The organism is Streptococcus sp. 2020WUSS084, assembly GCF_044427445.1.
GTDB classification, from domain to species: domain Bacteria; phylum Bacillota; class Bacilli; order Lactobacillales; family Streptococcaceae; genus Streptococcus; species Streptococcus suis.
On the sequence record NZ_JAOTGC010000005.1, the window covers coordinates 46,156 to 62,874 of the forward strand.

The 16,719-nt window shown below is 42.7% G+C and carries 17 protein-coding genes and 2 pseudogenes; 6 read left to right on the forward strand and 13 right to left on the reverse strand.

The features are described 5' to 3' along the window. The first annotated feature begins 73 nt into the window (after nt 1-73). Both ODU50_RS04225 and xerC read left to right on the forward strand, forming a co-directional pair. Nucleotides 74-337, forward strand: coding sequence for a helix-turn-helix domain-containing protein (locus tag ODU50_RS04225; RefSeq protein ID WP_024416730.1), 264 nt, complete (start codon nt 74-76; stop codon nt 335-337). 64 nt (nt 338-401) lie between these two features. Continuing rightward, on the forward strand, nt 402-1,619 hold the full coding sequence (gene xerC / locus ODU50_RS04230; RefSeq protein WP_024416729.1) for a tyrosine recombinase XerC: 1,218 nt from the start codon (nt 402-404) through the stop codon (nt 1,617-1,619). 106 nt (nt 1,620-1,725) lie between these two features. Here the strand turns inward: xerC and rpsI are convergent, their stop codons facing one another. From rpsI to rlmB, 6 genes and pseudogenes are all read right to left on the reverse strand, one after another. Beyond that, complete coding sequence (gene rpsI / locus ODU50_RS04235; protein WP_002942223.1) at nt 1,726-2,118, reverse strand: 30S ribosomal protein S9; 393 nt, start codon at nt 2,116-2,118, stop codon at nt 1,726-1,728. Between the two features lie 19 nt (nt 2,119-2,137). Continuing rightward, entirely contained in the window at nt 2,138-2,584 is a 447-nt protein-coding gene (rplM, locus tag ODU50_RS04240; protein ID WP_002876943.1) for a 50S ribosomal protein L13, read from the reverse strand. Nucleotides 2,585-2,811: 227 nt separating this feature from the next. Next, on the reverse strand, nt 2,812-3,705 hold the full coding sequence (locus tag ODU50_RS04245) for a hypothetical protein (RefSeq protein WP_024414439.1): 894 nt from the start codon (nt 3,703-3,705) through the stop codon (nt 2,812-2,814). Nucleotides 3,706-3,767: 62 nt separating this feature from the next. Beyond that, nucleotides 3,768-4,628: a DegV family protein gene (locus tag ODU50_RS04250; protein WP_105152984.1), complete on the reverse strand. Its 861-nt coding sequence runs from the start codon at nt 4,626-4,628 to the stop codon at nt 3,768-3,770. After that, nucleotides 4,625-5,145 (reverse strand): annotated as a pseudogene (locus ODU50_RS04255) (NYN domain-containing protein). Before ODU50_RS04255 ends, ODU50_RS04250 begins: the two are co-directional and overlap by 4 nt. Further along, complete coding sequence (gene rlmB / locus ODU50_RS04260; RefSeq protein WP_105152983.1) at nt 5,146-5,874, reverse strand: 23S rRNA (guanosine(2251)-2'-O)-methyltransferase RlmB; 729 nt, start codon at nt 5,872-5,874, stop codon at nt 5,146-5,148. Nucleotides 5,875-6,009: 135 nt separating this feature from the next. Here rlmB and ODU50_RS04265 point away from each other — a divergent pair. The 4 genes and pseudogenes from ODU50_RS04265 to ODU50_RS04280 all read left to right on the forward strand — a co-directional run bounded on the left by ODU50_RS04265 (nt 6,010) and on the right by ODU50_RS04280 (nt 8,345). After that, nucleotides 6,010-6,399, forward strand: a pseudogene (locus ODU50_RS04265) (DUF1761 domain-containing protein). Nucleotides 6,400-6,469: 70 nt separating this feature from the next. After that, complete coding sequence (locus ODU50_RS04270; RefSeq protein WP_105152982.1) at nt 6,470-7,450, forward strand: aromatic acid exporter family protein; 981 nt, start codon at nt 6,470-6,472, stop codon at nt 7,448-7,450. A gap of 89 nt (nt 7,451-7,539) precedes the next feature. After that, nucleotides 7,540-8,127: a cadmium resistance transporter gene (locus ODU50_RS04275; protein WP_044758673.1), complete on the forward strand. Its 588-nt coding sequence runs from the start codon at nt 7,540-7,542 to the stop codon at nt 8,125-8,127. A 44-nt stretch (nt 8,128-8,171) separates the two neighbouring features. After that, nucleotides 8,172-8,345, forward strand: a complete 174-nt coding sequence (locus tag ODU50_RS04280; RefSeq protein ID WP_161947055.1) for a hypothetical protein — start codon at nt 8,172-8,174, stop codon at nt 8,343-8,345. On the opposite strand, the gene ODU50_RS04285 is transcribed toward ODU50_RS04280, so the two are convergent. From ODU50_RS04285 to ODU50_RS04315, 7 genes are all read right to left on the reverse strand, one after another. After that, nucleotides 8,342-9,472: an ABC transporter ATP-binding protein gene (locus ODU50_RS04285; protein WP_002938838.1), complete on the reverse strand. Its 1,131-nt coding sequence runs from the start codon at nt 9,470-9,472 to the stop codon at nt 8,342-8,344. The two genes, ODU50_RS04280 and ODU50_RS04285, sit on opposite strands and share 4 nt — an antisense overlap. 236 nt (nt 9,473-9,708) lie before the next feature. Beyond that, on the reverse strand, nt 9,709-10,569 hold the full coding sequence (locus ODU50_RS04290) for a helix-turn-helix domain-containing protein (RefSeq protein ID WP_105152981.1): 861 nt from the start codon (nt 10,567-10,569) through the stop codon (nt 9,709-9,711). A gap of 12 nt (nt 10,570-10,581) precedes the next feature. After that, on the reverse strand, nt 10,582-11,874 hold the full coding sequence (locus tag ODU50_RS04295) for a response regulator transcription factor (RefSeq protein ID WP_161947054.1): 1,293 nt from the start codon (nt 11,872-11,874) through the stop codon (nt 10,582-10,584). Beyond that, on the reverse strand, nt 11,864-13,513 hold the full coding sequence (locus ODU50_RS04300) for a sensor histidine kinase (protein WP_105152980.1): 1,650 nt from the start codon (nt 13,511-13,513) through the stop codon (nt 11,864-11,866). The genes ODU50_RS04295 and ODU50_RS04300 overlap by 11 nt, the downstream gene beginning before the upstream one ends. Continuing rightward, the gene (locus tag ODU50_RS04305) at nt 13,510-14,115 is read right to left on the reverse strand and encodes a DUF624 domain-containing protein (RefSeq protein ID WP_014638652.1); all 606 of its coding nucleotides are present in this window, start codon (nt 14,113-14,115) and stop codon (nt 13,510-13,512) included. The genes ODU50_RS04300 and ODU50_RS04305 overlap by 4 nt, the downstream gene beginning before the upstream one ends. Before the next feature lie 129 nt (nt 14,116-14,244). Next, complete coding sequence (locus ODU50_RS04310; RefSeq protein ID WP_015647398.1) at nt 14,245-15,726, reverse strand: ABC transporter substrate-binding protein; 1,482 nt, start codon at nt 15,724-15,726, stop codon at nt 14,245-14,247. Nucleotides 15,727-15,795: 69 nt separating this feature from the next. Further along, nucleotides 15,796-16,719 carry a carbohydrate ABC transporter permease gene (locus ODU50_RS04315; RefSeq protein WP_012027800.1) on the reverse strand — a complete coding sequence of 308 codons (924 nt, stop codon included), beginning with the start codon at nt 16,717-16,719 and terminating at the stop codon, nt 15,796-15,798.

Consider the following 16,719-nt stretch of genomic DNA (forward strand, 5'->3'; position numbering starts at 1 on the left):
AGTTTTTAGTTCACAATGTGGCATAATGACTAATAGTAAATCCAATAATAAATATCAACAGAAGAGGTTATAAATGCAAGTTATCTTACCAAACGAGCAAGTCCAACAAATCCAACTTTTGATAGCAGAATTGATCAAGAAAGAAATTCAAATCAACATAGAAAACCGAGGTCTTAATAGCCCCTACCTGAACAAAAAACAAGCATGTGAGTATCTCGGCATCTCAAACAATACACTTGATTCATGGATTAAACAAGGGCTTCCATCTATTAAAATTGGAAAAACGGTTCGTTTCAACAAACAAGCCATCGACGCATGGCTACTTTCGCAAAACTAGAAATATCTAACTTTTTATTTTATAATTGTCTTGATATTTTCTGGTTCGAAAAGAGGAGAATATCATGACTATCACTAAAACAAAAAATGGAACATATCGCTTAAAAGTATATATCCCAATTGTTGCGCGAATGCCACTCGGAATCGTGAACAATAAATACTTTGATAAGCGTTTCAAAAGCAAAAAGGAGGCACGACAAGCAGAGATAGACCTTTTAACAAAAATCAGTCAGATTGAGAACAACGAGTTTACAGGGCTAGGCAAGGAAGAAATTCTATTCAAAGATTTTTACGAAAATGTCTGGTGGGAGTATTATAAAGCAGGACAGACCACTTCAACTACAAAGCCCCCAAGCAGGTCAACTATAGCCAATACAAAAACTTGTTTCAGAAAACATATTTTACCTATGTTAGGTAATTACACTATTCAATTTCTCAATCAGAACAAGCAAGTTATTCTAAACTTGATGACTGCTAAAGCAAATGAATACGCCAATTTCAAGACCTTGAGAAGTTATGTAATTTCCATATTTGATTGGGCAGAGGAATTAGAATATATAGAATCAAATAAAGTTGCTAAAACCTTGCGTCGTATCAAAGCAACCAAGAAAATCCAGTTGGCAGAAGCAAAGAGAGATGAAGACCTCTACCTTACACAGGAGCAACTACAAGAGTGGTTCTCGGCTTTCCAAGATGACTTGACTAATGAAAAAATTTCGCTTAAAGACTATGTTCTATTTTATCTTACCTTCTTTTTGGGAGACCGAAAATCCGAGAGCTACGCTCTTCAATGGAAACACATTGACTTTGAAAAATCTCAAATTCAGCTACTCCAGGCACTAGACAGATATGGTGATACGAAAGCAACCAAAGGGAACAAGAAAACAATCTTTGCTATTTCAGCTGACTTGCTTCAACTTCTCCGTAGTTGGAAAAAACAACAAAGGTATGAACTTGCAAAGTTTGGAATCATTACGAATCCTGAACAGTTCGTCTTCACATATATAGATACCAAAGGAAACATAAATAAACCTCTGCATGCAGATTACCTTAACAATAAGATGAGAACAGTTAAAAATCGTCACCCATATTTGACACACGCTACACCTCATAAATTACGGCATACTGGTGCAACACTTGCTAAACAAGCAGGTATGAGCTTAGAATCTATTTCAGAGGCTCTAACCCACAGCGATACCACTACAACTCAAATTTATGTCAATACCTCTAATGTCATCCCTATGGCGGTTGGAGAATTTGCCTTAAACTCTCTGAAACAATAAGGTAAAAATAAGGTAAATTTTGAGGTGAACTTTTCAAAAAATCACGAAAAAAGCACCCATGAGGTAAACTCTTGAGTGCTTTGAAACGTTGATATATCGCTGATAATTAACGTTTTGAGAATTGTGAAGCTTTACGAGCTTTCTTAAGACCTGGTTTCTTACGTTCAACCATACGAGCGTCACGTGTAAGAAGGCCTGCGCGTTTCAATGAATCGCGGAAGTCTGGGTCTACTTGAAGCAATGCACGCGCGATACCGTGACGGATCGCACCTGATTGACCACCGTAACCACCACCGTTCACGTTAACGAAAACGTCGTATGAACCTTGTGTTGAAGTTACTGCGAATGGTTGGTTGATAACCAAACGAAGGTCAGCGTGTGGGATGTACTCTTCTACATCTTTTTTGTTTACTGTGATTTTACCAGTACCTGGGACCAAACGTACGCGTGCAACCGCGTTTTTACGACGACCAGTACCTGTGTATTGTGCTTGTGCCATTTAGATTACGTCCTTTCCCTTAGATAAGACCTGAAATATCAAGTACTTCTGGTTGTTGTGCAGCGTGAGTGTGCTCAGCACCTACAAACACTTTCAACTTCATGCCTTGTGCACGACCAAGTGTGTTGTGTGGAAGCATACCTTTAACTGATTTTTCAATCAAACGAACAGCGTTTTTAGAACGCAATTCACCAGCTGAGATTGATTTCAATCCGCCTGGGTGGTTTGAGTGAGTGTAGTAGATCTTATCAGTTGCTTTTTTACCAGTCAATTTCACTTTCTCAGCGTTGATAACGATAACGAAGTCACCAGTATCAGTGTGAGGTGTGAAAGTTGGTTTGTTTTTACCGCGAAGAACGCTAGCAACTACTGCTGAAAGGCGTCCAAGAGGTACATCAGTAGCGTCTACTACATACCATTTACGTTCAACTTGGCCTGGTTTAGCCATAAATGTTGTTTTGTTCATGATTTCTCCTATACGAATCGTTTTTGTTTACTGGGCGGATGTTCCGGTCCGCGGGTATTTGGAAGGTTCCGGGGCCTTTCAAATGGGGTAAACAATACCGTCTACCATTCTATCAAATCTACTGTTCTCCGTCAAGCTATTTTACTTTACTTTTTTTATTTTTTCTCCAGCCTAAAGCAAGAATTGAAAAACCCAAACTGCGACAGCAAAAAAATGACGCCAAATCCCTATCTCCTCACCGATTGCCCCATTTTGAAATAGGTGTGCCGCTTGCCTCTAACCACCAAGGACAGGGCCAAGATATTTTCAGAATCCGGCATGCGACCGTAGCCCCCAGCTCCGATATGGTGGATGTCCGAGCCCACCCGCTTGTTGCTGAGCCCAAACTCCCGCACCGTCTGGCTATCCGCACTCTCCTGGCTAGTCCCAATGGTCGAAATGACCAGACCACCACGTGCCTTGACCTGACTGATAATAGGTGCCACAATCTCCTCCCGCACACCCGGTACTGTTCCGACCGCAGGAATGAGGACACCGTCTGCCCCCAGCTCCACAAAGTCCAGCAGGGCTTGGCTGTCCACGACCGACTCTCCCAGACCTGCACCGTGCATTTTTCCTGCAAAGATGAGGCCCTCAAAGTGTTCTTTGGCAAGGCCAATAGCAGAGCGAATTGCAGCCATGGACACACCCGTAGCAGGATTACCTGTCAGCATGATGAAGTCCACGTCAAGAACTTGAGCCTGTCGCAGACTTTCTGGACTGACCTGACGACCTGGTTTGAGAAAGACCTGCTGGTCTTGGACTTCCTGACTAGTATCCACAGGCTCCAAGTTTATCCCGACCAATCGACCTGTCAACCGCTTGATTTCTGCAATGGGATTGACGCAGTCATAAAAACCAACAATCTCCGGATGAAACACATCCAATTCATTGAGCACCAAGAGGTCGCATCCAAAGGCAGCCATCATCTCCGCATTGGTCACTCCAGCAATCAAGGGAGCCGCTGTAACCACTGTTTCTCCCATGATAATCCGACCTTCACTGGATAGAATGGACTGTTTGAGCTCCTCCTTGGTCGCTCCCAGCAAGTCACTAGCATAACAAGACAACAAGCGTTTCATAATAACCTCCAAATTGATATCGATTTTGTAATCGCTTTCCTTCGTTAGAAAAAGAAAAGAGATTATCTCTCTTTCTGATTGATGGATAGGATAGCTAAAACGCCTGTCCCTGTATGGGTAGCAATGATTGGGCCCAACTCAGTCAAAAGAACATCGCTGACACAACTATCTTCCAACAAGGTCGCTTTGATGGCTTCAGCAGCCTCAATATCACCTGTATAGGCCACCATGACCGTAGAATGATCCAAGTTATCCAAGGTCAGGTTCAGCATTTCCTTGATTCCTTTTTTACGACCACGGATTTTGGCAATGACTTCTAACTTCCCTTCCGCATTGAGTGCAAGGAGAGGCTTGATATTGACCAATCCACCGATGAGGGCTGCCGCTTTAGACAGGCGTCCACCTCGCACCAAATGATTAAGGTCATCGACCAAGAGGTAGGTCCGTAAGCGCGGCACCAAATCTTCTACGATTGCCTTGGTTTCTGCCAGAGTCTTACCTGCAGCACGTGCCTCAACGGCTTTCATGACTAAGTAGCCTTCTCCAATGGTCGCTGCCTTTGTATCAACGATGGTGATGACTGCATCTGGATATTGGTCCATTACCATATCTCGTGCAATGACTGCACTCTGGTAGGTCCCTGAAAGAGCTGCTGAGAAAGCGAGATAAAGTACCTCATGACCTTCCTTGGCTGCCGCTTCAAAAACTTCTTCAAACTGACCAACATTGACCTGACTGGTCGTGGGTTGGCTGCCAGAAGCCATTTTCTCCAGTAAATCTGCTGAGGTCAAGCGGTTTTCACCGACTGTTTCATAAGTCACGCCGTCTAGGTTAATGGTCAAACCAAGCACGGTCACATCGTTTTCTTGGACCCAGCTGATTGGCAAATCCGATGTCGAATCGGTTACGATTGTAAATGTCACTCTTGCATTTCCTCCATCATTTCTTTTAAGGCTTGAAAATTCCCATCTGACCAGGGATTGAGCCGTGGGGTGTAGAGCTCTACCTGGTCCACAAACTTGTCCAAGTCCTTTTTGATGACCCCGGTTCTCTCCTCTAACTCACGCGCCGAAACCCGTAAGACCCTTGTGAAAAGACCACCCATTGTTCGTTGAGGTCGCTGGTTGCGACGGAAACCTGCTTGCGACGGTCACTATTGAGCTGGGCGCCGAGCCGTTCGATATAACTATCTGCCGTCTCTTCCTCCTCTGTAAAAATGACCGATACCTTGAATTCATCATACTGCTGGCGAAGACCTGGCACATGGTGGGCATCAAAGACACAAATCACCTCAATCTGTTCAAAGGCTGCGTAGTGAGACAAGGTGCGAAGCAAGGCCGTTCTGGCCGCATCCAAGTCTCCCTTTTTAAAATCTTGCTTGGTGGCCTGCCAAAAGGCAATCATGTTGTAGCCATCTACAATGAGAACTTTTTCTTTCATTTAGATTTTCTTCCGAAATACTTCGTACATCAGCACAGCTGCTGCTACGCTGGCGTTGAGAGATTGGACATGGCCCTTCATAGGAATGGTAATCATCTCATCCACCTGCTTTTTGATATTGCTAGAAATTCCCTTGCCTTCATTGCCGATAATCAAGGCCAGCTTACCAGCCGTATTCCACTTGTGACTTGGAGTTCCGTTCATATCCGTTCCAAATACCCAAAAACCAGCCTCCTTAAGCTTATCTAGGGTTTGGCTGAGATTGGTTACTCGGGCGATTGGGACATGGGCCACCGCACCTGTAGAGGTCTTAGCCACAACTGGCGTCACGCCAACTGCTCGGTGTTTGGGAATGATGATTCCTGCTACCTGAGTCGCATCTGCGGTCCGTAAAATCGAGCCAAAGTTGTGGGGGTCTGTCAGACCGTCCAAGATGAGAATGAGGGGATTGTCTTCCCGCTCTGCCTTTTCCAAAATCACCGACAGGTCTGCATAGGCGAACTCAGAGACCCGTAGGACAAAGCCTTGGTGGACGGCACCTTCTGTCATGTCAGACAGGGTCTTCTTCGGCGTCCAAGAAATCGACACCTTCTTCTCTGCCGCCAGGGCCTTGATTTTTTCAACATTTTTTCCGCGCAAATCATCCTGAATATAGAGTTTGTTGCCGGTGTTGGCCTCCAAACTCTCCACCACAGCATGTACGCCATATACGATATCATTTTGTTCCATGGTATTATTATAGCATAGGTTGACTGAAAATAGGCACTCACTATATCACAGCTGAAAAACTTGACCTCCTTACCAAACCATGGTATTCTGTTATCTATCATTTGTCCGTACAAACGGACACAAAAAGGAGAATATATGACACTTATTTTTGGAATTGTGGCAGGGCTGATTGCCTTTGCTATTGGTGGTTTGTGGTATGGTTTGATTTTCCGTGATGCTTGGATTGAAGCCTCTGGCATTGACATGGCCTAGGTAGAAGCTGACCGTCAGGCTGGGAAAAATGGCCAGAAGGAAATGATGATTTCCTTGGCGATTGAAGTGCTGACTGCTGTTGTGGCGATTTTCTTCATCAAGACCCTTGATGTTTCACCACTCCACGCAGCTGGTGGCATGGGAGTAATTGCGGTACTTGCTTCATTGAAGAACTACGTCTTTGAGCAACGCCCTATTAAACTCATCCTCATCAACGAAAGCTACAAACTGGTCTGCTATTTGGTAGTCGGAATCATTGCTTTGTTTGCATAAAGTCAACCCTCCTAACCTTAGGAGGGTTTTATGGTACAATAAAAAGAAGACTAAGACCAAAGGAGCCCCCATGTCCCTCTCCCTCCGCACGATTAAACTGATATTTGCCACCGTCCTAGCCATTTACCTAGCGACCGCCCTGGGTTTGTCCTATGCGACGGCAGCTGGCATCATCGCCATTCTCAGCGTCCTCGACACCCGCAAGTCCAGTTTCAAAATGGCCCGCAACCGCCTCTTTTCCACCCTCCTGGCCCTGACCATAGCCGTCCTGACCTTCGCCCTCTTTGGCTTTGGCATCTGGACCCTAGGCATCTACCTGGCCCTCTACGTCCCTCTGGCCTACCGATTCAACTGGGAGGCTGGCATCGCCCCCTCGACCGTCCTCGTCACCCACCTCTTGCTAGAGCAGGATATTTCGCTGATTTTTTTGGGAAATGAGCTGGCGCTTTTTCTGATTGGGGCAGGACTGGCACTCTTGTTTAACATCTATATGCCCTCGCAAGAAAAGAAAATCGAGGCCTACCACGACCAAGTCGAAGACCTACTCAAGCAGATTCTCCTCCGTTTTGAAGCCTTTCTGCTCAACGGCGACGGACGAAACGAAGCAGAATTGATTACGCAGCTGGATAAGATCTTGGATGAGGCCCTGAAAGTCGTCTACCTAGACCGCCACAACCAGCTCTTCCAGCAGACCAATTACCAGGTCCATTACTTTGAAATGCGGGCCGCACAAAACAAAATCCTGCGGACCATGGCAGGAAATATCAACAAGTGTTTACTGGAAGGCAGAGAAAATGTCATCCTGTCCAGCCTCTTCGAGCGAGCAGCCCAGCAACTAAGCCGAGAGAACTCCGCCAAGGAGCTGCTCCTAGACATCGAGCTCTTCCATGCCACCTTCCGCGAGCGACCTCTACCACAAACCCGAGAAGAATTTGAAACCCGAGCCACCCTCTTCCAACTCCTACACGACATGGAGACCTTTATTCGCCTCAAGGTTGACTTTTATGAGGTTTACAAAGATGAAGATGAGGGTAGTGAAAAAGGAAATTAAAATGAATCGCAATTTTTACTTCTATCTTTCAAAATTGATGTGCCTCTGTAAATAAATATCTATGACTACTACATTAATACGGAGGGACCATGACTATTATTACTTATGCACTGATTCTTGGTATTTCAACAAGTATCGATTATTTCCTAATTTTATTCCTTTTATTTTCCCAGGCAAAAAAACCAGGTGAAAAACGCACAATCTATTTTGGACAACTACTTGCTAGTTTTATACTCATTCTCTTAAGTTCGATTCTTAGCCAAGTTGCCAATATTTTTCTAGCTGACTGGATCCTTGGTCTGCTCGGCTTCGTCCCTATTCTATTAGGTGCTAGAATCCTTTTTGAAAATGAAGTAGAGACAGATATTCCTGATAGCAAAATCGGACTACTATCTATAATGTTTATTTCATTAGCATCGGGAGTAGATAATTTAGGAATATTTACCCCCTATTTTACAACTTTAAGTACCTTAGAAACACTCTTAACTGCTGGCCTGATCTTGCTAGAGACAGTCGCCATTTGCTACCTAGCAGAAAAATTTGGGAGTCTCCATAGCATTTCTGAATTCATAGAAAAATATGAAAAAATGATTCTTCCAACCATTTTTATCATATTAGGAATCTACATTTTATTCGAATTCGGAACAATGACCTACCTACTACAATTACTAACATAAGAAAAGCAACCGTCAGTTTAAACCGACGGTTCTTCTATTTTCCCATGAAATTCATCCAATACTTGATTATGCAAATGCAAGAAAGACAAGCCTATCATGACCGTATTCCCTGCGACTGCAATGATAAATTCCTCCTTGGAGGACACCTTCCCTTGCCAAAAACCGCCAGATTTTCATCTGACGGTCAGGTGTTTTATGAACAAATTATAGAAGATTAAACAATGGCTTGATCTGTTTCGTCATCAAAGAAATGAGCTTTGTTGAGGTTGAAGGTCAAGCGAACCTTGTCTCCTGGATTGTGGTAATCACGCGCATCTACACGAGATACAAATTCTGTATTTCCTACTTTAGAGTAGAGCATGGTTTCCGCACCAAGAAGCTCTGAAACGACAACTTCTGCTTCCACAATAGAAGATGGATAAGTGTCCAACTCCAATTGAGAAGCCTTAATGTCTTCTGGACGGATACCCAATGTAAATGATTTACCATTGTAGCCTTTTTCTTCCAAGTGCTTGCGACGACCTTCTGGAAGATCTACTTTGAAACCATCTCCAACAAGCACACCCTCTTGAAGAGTCACTGTAAAGAAGTTCATTGCAGGACTACCGATGAAGCTGGCAACAAATTTGTTTACAGGTTTATTGTAAAGCTCTTCTGGGCTACCAATTTGTTCGATACGACCGATTGTACCTGTACCTGCTTCATTCTTAGTCGCAGACATGATAACAATACGGTCAGCCAAGGTCATAGCTTCTGTTTGGTCGTGCGTTACGTAGATCGTTGTTGCACCAATACGACGGTGGATTTTTGCAATCTCTGTACGCATGGATACACGCAATTTGGCATCCAAGTTTGACAAAGGCTCATCCATAAGGAAGACTTTTGCATCACGGACAATGGCGCGGCCCATGGCAACACGTTGGCGTTGACCACCAGAAAGGTCAGCAGGTTTACGTTGCAAGAATTCAGTCAAACCTAGAATTTGTGCTGCTTCTTCTACACGTTTTTTGATTTCATCCTTGCTGTATTTACGCAATTTCAAACCGAAAGCCATGTTGTCAAATACAGTCATGTGTGGGTAAAGGGCATAGTTCTGGAATACCATGGCAATATCACGGTCTTTTGGTGCCACATCGTTCATCAACACGCCGTCGATGTAAGCTTCACCTTCTGTAATATCTTCCAATCCAGCAATCATACGAAGAGTAGTTGATTTACCGCATCCTGAAGGTCCTACGAAAACAATAAACTCTTTATCTTTAATATCTAGATTAAAGTTTTCAACGGAATAATGCTCGCTATTTGGATATTTTTTATAAATATTTTTTAAATTAAGTTGAACCATGTTCAAGCCTCACTTTCTTTGATAGTTTTATTGTAAATGAAAGCGTTTTATTTTTCTAGGTCAAGGTGAACAAAAAGAACACAATCTTTTGTACAAGTTGCACAAAAGACTGTGTTACTGAAATAGTTTACTTTTCAAAAATTCAATGAGCCCTTTGGGATTTTCAGGAGAAAAAGGGACGAAGCGATGGGCGGCATTCTCAAAGGCTACAACGCTTTTCTCATCATTAGCTCCTATTAGATACTTAAATCCATGATAACCATGTAGCAAACTGCCAAATCCGTCAATTCCTTGAGCTGCAATCCCGTCCAATCAAACCATTTGTCCAAGCGATACTGCAACGTATTTCGATGGATATAGAGAGACTGGGCTGCCTTGGTTATGACCGCACCTTCTTGCCAAAGAGCTACAATTTCCTTTTCTAGCTGCTGGTGGGCAATCAAACTAGCAAGTCCTTCTCTCAAAACGGGGTAGAGTTGACCTGCCCAAAGATAGAGCTGACCGAAGGTAAGCAACCGTGATTGATGGTGGCTACTTCGCCAATGGTGAAAAAGGGATTGTTCAGCTTCGATTAATTGTGGCCAAGAGTGTACCAATTTGGCTGGCCAGATTTGACCTAAAAACAATGTGATTCTTAGACCAAAATCGAACTCCATGGTAGCAAGGGTGTCACGCAGTATTTCTTTGACATCAAAAAGAGGTGCCTGATGTAGAATGAATAGGTAATCCTGTCCATTGCCTGTATAGTAGCCTTGGAGATTGGGGAGGAGTTTGGCCATCATATCAAGCCAGGCTACCTTTCCATCTTCATCGGATACATGGCCTACATGAGCATGAATAACCTGTAGCTTTTCCAAGGTTTGTGGAAGAGGACCTCCCCCTTGGAAATAGCGTCCCCAAGGATGACCTTGTTCTGCGCTCGAGTCATTCATCAGCAAGTCAATCAGTTCGATTTCTCGATCTGTCAAATCCTTGCGTTCAACGGAAAACCAAGTATGATCAGCCAGAGGCAACTGGATACTTGCTCCGTTTTCTGTCTTTTCAAATACAAGCCTTCCTTTTGGAAATAGGTGCTGCAATTCTTCCCTTTTGCTCATCTCGCCTCCATCTCATTCTGTCTGTAATTGACCGATTTTCTGTCGGTAATTTTTGGGAGATTCCCCACAAATGCGTTTAAAAATCTTATAGAAGTAGCCCACATTCGTGTAACCAACTTGAAAACAAATTTCTTCGATTCCCAACTGACTGTTCAAGAGAAGCTGCTGGGCTACCTTGATTCGCTGATGATTGAGCAATTCTGCAAAAGTATGCCCAGTCTCTTTTTTGATAAGTTGACCTAGGTAAACTGTATTTAGGTAGAGATGAGCACTCATATCTTTCAAAGACAGTTCCTCTGCAAAGCGTTCACGAACAATCGTAACAACTTCCTGTACATGAGGACTGTAAGTGGAACTCTCGGAAAATTTTTTCAGATAATGACAAAAATACTCCATTAGTTGATGTAAATCTCGACTTGCTTCTACCTTTACATAGAAATCTTCCAAGCGCTGATGGTCTTCTGCATTAAAATAGTAAAACACATCCGACATCATCTGATTAAAAAATTGTTTTGTTAGGTAGACTGCCGGAGTGGTTTCTCGCAATTTATCAGCCAAATGTGGTAAAACATCAACGATTTTCGCCAATCTTCCTGCACGTAGAAGCGGTTCCATATCTTTATAGAGTTCTGTGGTAGTAGCCGTTAGATCTTCTGATAGTTGCCTATAAAATAAGCGCCTCTCTACCTTGTCAATCAACTGCCGTATGGTCATCGTCGGGGTGACTTCTTCTGTATATAGACTACCCTCTGGTCGACTTTCTGTCAACTGAAAATAGTAGACTTGATGTAAAATATTTTTTTCACGACAGTAGCCCATTGGATTCGGAATCTCTCTAGCGGCAAACCATGTTTTCTGGGAGTGACTTAATAACTCACTCGCTGTCAAGGTTCCTGCCAAAAAGCCCTTGGTATATTCCCTATCTGTCTCTTTCTTCAGCGTTGGTAGCTGTTGGAGCAGCTTAGCCAGTTCTTGTTTATTGATGGGCTTAAGGAGATAATCCATTGCCCCGAGGGAGATAGCTTTACGGGCATATTCGAATTCTTGAAAGCCAGACATGATGATAATGTGGGTATCAGGCGATTGTTCTTTCATCCGTCGAACCATTTCTAGGCCTGTCATATCTGGCATGCTGACATCGGTTAGGACAAGGTCCACAGTATGCTGTGAAAAATAATCCAGCGCTTCTTCAGCGTTCTCTGCCGTATAAACAATCTCGACATTGTATTCATGATAAGGGAGAAGATGCTTCATCCCTTCCAAAATCATATATTCGTCATCAACTACTAACATCTTATGCATCATGCTCATCTCCTCTGGGGAAGACACCTTCAAATAAGATTGAATAGGTCACCCCTTCCCCTTCTTTAGAATCTAATTCTATCTGGTAACGGTCTCCAAAATAGAGAAGTAACCGCTCGTGAACGTTTCGTAATCCGATTGATTGTGACCGATTTTCTTGCGACAGTTCTCGACTTGCCAAGAGCTGTTTGTAGGCTTCCAGGGTTTCTGCGTCCATTCCCTTACCATTATCTCTGATGAGAATTTCCATATCCTGTCCATGCTTGAGAGCTTTGACACTAAGCGCATTGTCTTTTCGTTTGAGGTCTACTCCATGGACAAAATAATTTTCTACCAGGGGCTGGATTACAAAACGAGGAATTTCAACCCTTTCGCACCCAGGATCCATTTGATAGGCATAGGCAATGGAACGGGGATAGCGGATTTGACAAATGTAGCTATGTTTTTCGCAAAATGAAAGTTCTTCTGCCACCGTTGTCATTTTTGCCTGTGTCACACTACTGCGAAGCAAGCTTGAAAATTCATAAATCATATCCCCTAGCTCATCCATCTGCTTGCTGACCGCATACATACGGAAAAATTCCAAGGTATTGTAGAGAAAATGGGGGTTAATTTGGGCTTGCAAGGCTCGCATATTGGCATCTTTCTGAGCTAACTGCAAGCGATAGATGTCTTGAATACTCTGGTCCATAGCATCCAGCATCTGATTGATTTCTGATGAAATGAGATACATTTCCTGCTCTTTATTATCCGTCTGTAGACGAAGATGCCTGTCTTCGCCACGAATCTGTTGCATGGTATCAACAATGTCCAGTACTTGAACTTCATATCGTTTAAACACCCTTCTCAGGACCAGTAGTAAAAGAGCAACGAGGCAACTACTTCCTAGAAAAATGATTCCGACTAGGCTGCCAACTTTTTCAATAGCATGCTGCTGGTCAACTCCAACTGCAATTCGCAAATCCCCACTCATTCGATAGGAGAGCGGATGCGAGGCAACATCTGGTCGCAGACTATAAAATTCTCGATCCAGAGAATCTTGAACCCTAACGGTCATGGGGAGATCCGTCTTACGTTGAATATATTGTTCGAGCAAATCCGCATCGATGGTGACATAGATGGTCGCAATACCTTCTGTTGTCGATGGAGAAAATAAGGTCATCGAAATACTATGTTGCGGAGCCTTGTAATTTTCGGCCGTGACCTTTTTACCAGACTTTAAATCAGAGGTAGAAACAAAGACGGTATTTGCATCCATCGGAGCAATATCGACTCCTTCTACGAAGGGATAATAGAGATAGAGAGTGCGAACAGAATCCTGCAAGGAAATCCGTTTGACCATCAGGTGAGGGTGACTCAGTAACCAGACCTGGTACTGAGAAGGAGATAATTGAAAATAGTGATAAAGACTGTCTAGACGATCTCTGTCCGTAATGTAGTCTGCTAGATAATTCCCAACCCGTCCTTGATAATAATCCAACTCCTCTTTTAGACCATCTGCTACTTCCTGTTGAATGCGAATGCGATTGGTATCATACTGATACCAGCTGATGTAGGAAAGAATACTGGCAAAGAAAATGACAATCCCAATCACTAATAAAGAATAACTTTTCAAAAGAGTATGAATTAAAACTTTTTTCATAAGTAATCCTTGTCAACTTTCTTATAAACTGGATCAAAGGCATCATAGAGAAACAAGAGCCATAGGACCGGTAGGAAGAAGAATAAAATCAAGGGAAGTTTGAATAGCAAGAACCCACAGACGAGACTGCCTAACAAAAATTTGACCAGGGCTTTCCAATCAAGAAAAAGCGAGACAGCCGCCAACTGTAAACCTGTTTTTAGACTAAATTCAAAATGTACTTGAAGTTTTAAAAAGAGAGCATAGAGCGCAAAAACATAGAAAAGACCAAAAGCATTTGTAATAAGAACTGCTGGCATCCACCAGGTCTGGGGCAATTGAATCAAGAGCCAAATGCCGCTAAATAAAAGACCAATCAATAAGAGGACAAGACCAAGTCCAAGGTTAAGCCGAATAAAATGCTCTTTAAAATAGCCAAACGCCTCTCGAAAATTATACTTAGATGCATCCATATGATAGTTATCGTAGAGGTAAAGTATCGTTCCATTTGCTGGTGAAATGCCCAGTACTACGCCTCCTAGCAATAGAAGAACCAAATAGATGGCACTCAATTTCATGAGGAAGAAAAGAAGAGTAAAAAGCCTGTCTAACCACCCTAACATTGTATATTCCTCCTTTTTTATCTATTTTATCAAAAAATCGGTGCTTTTTGTATATATTAACATAAAACAAATGCAAAAAGGTTGGATGTTGAACCCAACCTCTTTTCACACTTCATCACCTGTATCGAATTATTTATTTGCTAAAAACTCATCGTATTGTTTTTGCATTTCTTCTTTTACTTTTTTGTAGGATTCTTCTGCTTCCAATTTTTTCAGCATTTCTGGAACAGCAACATCCGGATCCACAGTACCAGTATTGATACTTGCTGCATATTGGCTCATGATATTTTGGATACTTGTAATTTCAGTCTTAACTGCATCAGCATTGAAGTTGAAGCCAAGAAGTGGTGACTCTTCTGCACCTGCCAGCAATTCTTCTGCTTTTTTCACATCTTCATCCGTTACCTTATCAGTGATGTAGAGAATTTGGCTGTTACCTGTGTTCCAAGCTGACATACGAGTATCGCCTTTGTAACCATCCAACAACTTGATACGATTTTCAGCACTTGGGTCTTTTTCCCAGTTGACTCCCTCTGGACCAAATACCAAGCCGTTCAGCAATTCTGGATTTGTATTGATAAGGGTCAATACTTCCATAGCTTTTTCTTTGTTCTTAGATGTTTTTGAAATGACAAAGTTTGCTACTTGGGTAGATCCGCTTGTCTTATAGGCAGATGTGATTGGTTTAGAAGTAATCTTATAGCCTGCAACTGTTGAAAGGAGGCTATCGCCGAAGTCAGCTGGTCCTTGTGTTTCTTCACGAACGAACCAGTTTGCTACATCAAGTGAGAAGGTTGCGTCAGTAGTCGCTGCATCTGCCATAATGTAGCCAGCCTTATAGTATTTGTGAATGGTACGAAGGTTATCCATGTGACGGTCCACTTCAAATGGGTTTACCACTTTTGTAGTGTCGCCTTTCAAGTCGATAGCAAATGGTAACTCATTTCCAGCTGGATATTCCAAACCGTCTGTTGATGGTTTACTAGATTTTACCCAGGCAAATGGTGTCACATCTGCTTCTTTTTCTTTGATGGTTGCCAACATGCTTTCCACATCATCGTAGCTATCCACTTTAGAAATGTCAAAACCATACTTATCAACCATGTCTTGGTTGAAGGAAAGCATCTGTTGACTTGCTACGTTACCGATGACAGGGACTGCGTAGATTTTTCCGTCGATGGTATTTCCTTTGATATAGGCAGGGTCAATAATATCATAGAGAGCCTTGCCTTCTTTCTTATAAAGTTCTGTTAAATTAGCATAAGCTCCTTTTTGCGCATTGATAATATAGTTGTCTGCAAAGGCAATATCATATTCCTCACCAGATGAGGTAATAATGGCCATTTTATCCTTATAGTCACCCCATGAGATATACTTGATGTCTAGATGGGCGCCTGCTTCTTTTTCGATAATCTTATTGGCATTTTCCAAAAGAACATCGATGTTTTTCGGTGCGTCTCCGATTTGATACATGAGGATGTTTGTCAACCCATCTTCTGTTGTAGCGCTACTTGATGCGGTCTTATTTCCAGTCAGACTACCACAAGCGGCAAGGGCAGCTGCGGACGCAAGGGTCACGCAGGAGTAGGCAAATTTTTTCCATGTTTTCATTTGGCTGTTCCTTTCTATTTTTTTAGATAATGAAGTATGGAATACGATTGTTAAGATAGAGTGATGTCTCTACTCCTTGACTCCGCCAATTGTCAAACCTTTGACAAAGTAACGTTGGAAGAAAGGATAGAGACAAGCAATTGGTAGAGTCGATACGACCACAATAGCCATACGTGTTGCTTCTTTTGGAAGGGCCCCTGCAACTTCTGAGGACATGGCCGCCGCCGCGGCAGCATTTTCAGAGAGATATTGAATGTTTGCTTGAATTTTCATCAGCAGGTATTGGAGAGGGAAGAGGTTATCGCTCTGGATATAGAGGAGAGCGTTGTACCAGTCATTCCAAAAAGCGAGGGCTGTAAAGAGAGCGATGGTTGCGATACCTGGTAGGGTTAGTGGTAAGCAGATTTGGAAGAAAATCCGAAATTCACTGGCCCCGTCAATCCTGGCAGATTCGATAATAGACTCAGAAATAGTCTTTCTAAAGAAGGACCTCATCACCATGATATTGAAAGGAGACAGCAGCATGGGTAGAATCAAGGCTGCCACTGTATCTTTGAGATTTAAAAACGAGGTCATGACGATATAGGTTGGAATGGTCCCTGCGCTAAACAGCATGGTAAAGAGAGCCATCAGGGTAAAAAATCGTCTGTATCTGAAACTGTTTCTCGAAATGGCATAGGCGTAAAGAACAGTGAAGAAGACATTCAAGCTCGTCCCTACAATGGTCACAAAGAAGGTGATAAAGAGGGCTTGGAGAATCTGATCTTTTAATTGAAAGAGGTATTCATAACCTGCCAAACTCCATTGCTCTGGCCAGAAAGAATAGCCGTTGATAGCCAAGCTTGTCTCATCTGTCATAGAAATGATGATAACAAATATGAAGGGAAGGGTACAAGATAGGGCAAATATCCCTAATAAACTTGAGAAAAATAGATCTGTTTTCTTACTAAATGAATGAATAGAAACAGAAGTGATTTGTTTCTTTTTTTTCAT

Coding starts and splice junctions, on each gene's coding strand:
- rlmB (WP_105152983.1), bottom strand. CDS start 5,874: ATGGAACAAAATGATATCGTATATGGCGTACATGCTGTGGTGGAGAGT.
- ODU50_RS04310 (WP_015647398.1), bottom strand. CDS start 15,726: ATGAAAACATGGAAAAAATTTGCCTACTCCTGCGTGACCCTTGCGTCC.
- rplM (WP_002876943.1), bottom strand. CDS start 2,584: ATGAACAAAACAACATTTATGGCTAAACCAGGCCAAGTTGAACGTAAA.
- ODU50_RS04305 (WP_014638652.1), bottom strand. CDS start 14,115: ATGTTAGGGTGGTTAGACAGGCTTTTTACTCTTCTTTTCTTCCTCATG.
- ODU50_RS04285 (WP_002938838.1), bottom strand. CDS start 9,472: ATGGTTCAACTTAATTTAAAAAATATTTATAAAAAATATCCAAATAGC.
- ODU50_RS04275 (WP_044758673.1), top strand. CDS start 7,540: ATGACTATTATTACTTATGCACTGATTCTTGGTATTTCAACAAGTATC.
- ODU50_RS04300 (WP_105152980.1), bottom strand. CDS start 13,513: ATGAAAAAAGTTTTAATTCATACTCTTTTGAAAAGTTATTCTTTATTA.
- ODU50_RS04315 (WP_012027800.1), bottom strand. CDS start 16,719: ATGAAAAAAAAGAAACAAATCACTTCTGTTTCTATTCATTCATTTAGT.
- ODU50_RS04225 (WP_024416730.1), top strand. CDS start 74: ATGCAAGTTATCTTACCAAACGAGCAAGTCCAACAAATCCAACTTTTG.
- ODU50_RS04245 (WP_024414439.1), bottom strand. CDS start 3,705: ATGAAACGCTTGTTGTCTTGTTATGCTAGTGACTTGCTGGGAGCGACC.
- ODU50_RS04280 (WP_161947055.1), top strand. CDS start 8,172: ATGAAATTCATCCAATACTTGATTATGCAAATGCAAGAAAGACAAGCC.
- xerC (WP_024416729.1), top strand. CDS start 402: ATGACTATCACTAAAACAAAAAATGGAACATATCGCTTAAAAGTATAT.
- ODU50_RS04290 (WP_105152981.1), bottom strand. CDS start 10,569: ATGAGCAAAAGGGAAGAATTGCAGCACCTATTTCCAAAAGGAAGGCTT.
- rpsI (WP_002942223.1), bottom strand. CDS start 2,118: ATGGCACAAGCACAATACACAGGTACTGGTCGTCGTAAAAACGCGGTT.
- ODU50_RS04295 (WP_161947054.1), bottom strand. CDS start 11,874: ATGATGCATAAGATGTTAGTAGTTGATGACGAATATATGATTTTGGAA.
- ODU50_RS04270 (WP_105152982.1), top strand. CDS start 6,470: ATGTCCCTCTCCCTCCGCACGATTAAACTGATATTTGCCACCGTCCTA.